The 1,522-nt window shown below is 59.6% G+C and carries 1 protein-coding gene; it reads right to left on the bottom strand.

Translation table 11 applies throughout. The features are described from left to right. Window positions 1–65 precede the first annotated feature (65 nt). Window positions 66–1,439 carry an ISNCY family transposase gene (locus B5P46_RS29655; protein ID WP_129421868.1) on the bottom strand — a complete coding sequence of 458 codons (1,374 nt, stop codon included), beginning with the start codon at window positions 1,437–1,439 and terminating at the stop codon, window positions 66–68. Window positions 1,440–1,522 lie beyond the last annotated feature (83 nt).

Raw genomic sequence — 1,522 nt, 5'->3', positions numbered from 1 at the left:
AGATCAGATCGGGGCGGGTGAGGGACAGCTTTCGGCTTTAGCTTTGAGACTATGCGATCGACCCCTCACTCTGCAGCGTCGAGCCTTGCGAGTGCCGCGTTGCGGCGTTCAATCACCGCCGGATCGTTCATGAAATCTCTGCCTCGTCCCGGCTTGCGGCCCCGCGGCGTGTAGCCGTTCTTCTCGCTGTTGTTCTTCACCTTCGGTATTGGAAGCTGCTCCTGCCGCTCCTTGATATAGGCCAGCACATCGGACAGCCTTTTGTTATCGGTAATCGCCGCATGCGTCACCCGCTGGTCCTTGTCGAACGTCTTGTAGGGCAGGGAATGACCTTTCCAGCGCACGTCCAGCCGGCCATCCGCAAAGGCATAGGTCTCGACATAACGGCCAACCAGGCCACGCGTCACCTCGGTCTCTTCCAGCATGATCCGCTGACGCTCAAACGAAAACGTCAACTGCGATCCGACATAGCGCTGCTCACGCTTGCACAGGATCTCGCTGAGCCGATCCGGCGCCAGATTTATCGGCCGGTGCAGGTCATCGGACCGGGCAGGGACAATCGCAAACCGGGCATTGTAGTCCTCCATGAAGCCCGGCAAAAACGCGTTGCCCGTCTCCATATCGCCGATATCCGCCAGCCGTAATTCCTTGACCAGCCGATCCTGCAGCGTCCGGTTCATCCGCTCGACGCGACCTTTGGCTTGACTGGAATTTGCGCAAAGAATCTCGATATTTAACTCACACAGTGCACGCCCGAACTGGGTCATGCCCTGGCCACCCTTGGCGTCCTTCTTCGCCACCCGGAATACCGAATGCTTGTCGGAGTAGAAGGCCACAGGCGCGCCGTGATCACGCAGGTAAAGCGCCAGCGCCTCGAAATAGCTGAAGGCACTTTCCGAGCGTACAAAGCGCAACTGCATCAACCTGCCCGTCGCATCGTCGACGAACACCAGCAGCGAACACGGATCACCGCGGTCCTCAAACCAGCGGTGCTCGGAGCCGTCGATCTGCACCAGCTCGCCATAGGCCTCGCGCCGTAGCCGCGGCTGGTGAAACGTCCGGCGCTGCTTGCGCGACAGCCAAAGTCCGGCCTCCGTCATCCAACCGCGCAACGTCTCGCGCGACACCCGCAATCCATCGCGTTCGGAAAGCTTCTCGGCGGCCAGCGTCGGCCCAAAATCCGCATAGCGTTCGCGAACCAGCGTCACCGCATAATCCCGAACACCATCGCTGATCCGGTTGTTCGACGGTCGGCCGATCGCCTTGTGCCGGATCGACGCCGCACCACCAGTGCTGATCCGCTCCAGCAGACGACGTACTTGGCGCGTACTCAGTTCAAGCACATGTGCCGCCGACACCATCGTCATCCGGCCGGCAATCACTTTCGATAGAATCTCGATCCGCTGTAGATCACGCTCGCTCATCGCTATCAGTCCCATCCGCAATCTCCTACGTCATCAAACGCGGGGAGAGTGACATTCCAACTTTGCAGAAACAGGACACTTCAACTTTGCGGCTACAT

The organism is Rhizobium leguminosarum, from assembly GCF_004123835.1.
Classification (GTDB): Bacteria; Pseudomonadota; Alphaproteobacteria; order Rhizobiales; family Rhizobiaceae; genus Rhizobium; species Rhizobium leguminosarum_M.
This window is presented reverse-complemented; position numbering and strand designations above follow the sequence as displayed.

What these genes read in the sequence shown, in the direction of transcription:
- B5P46_RS29655 (WP_129421868.1), bottom strand. Translation starts at nt 1,439, where the DNA reads ATGGGACTGATAGCGATGAGCGAGCGTGATCTACAGCGGATCGAGATT.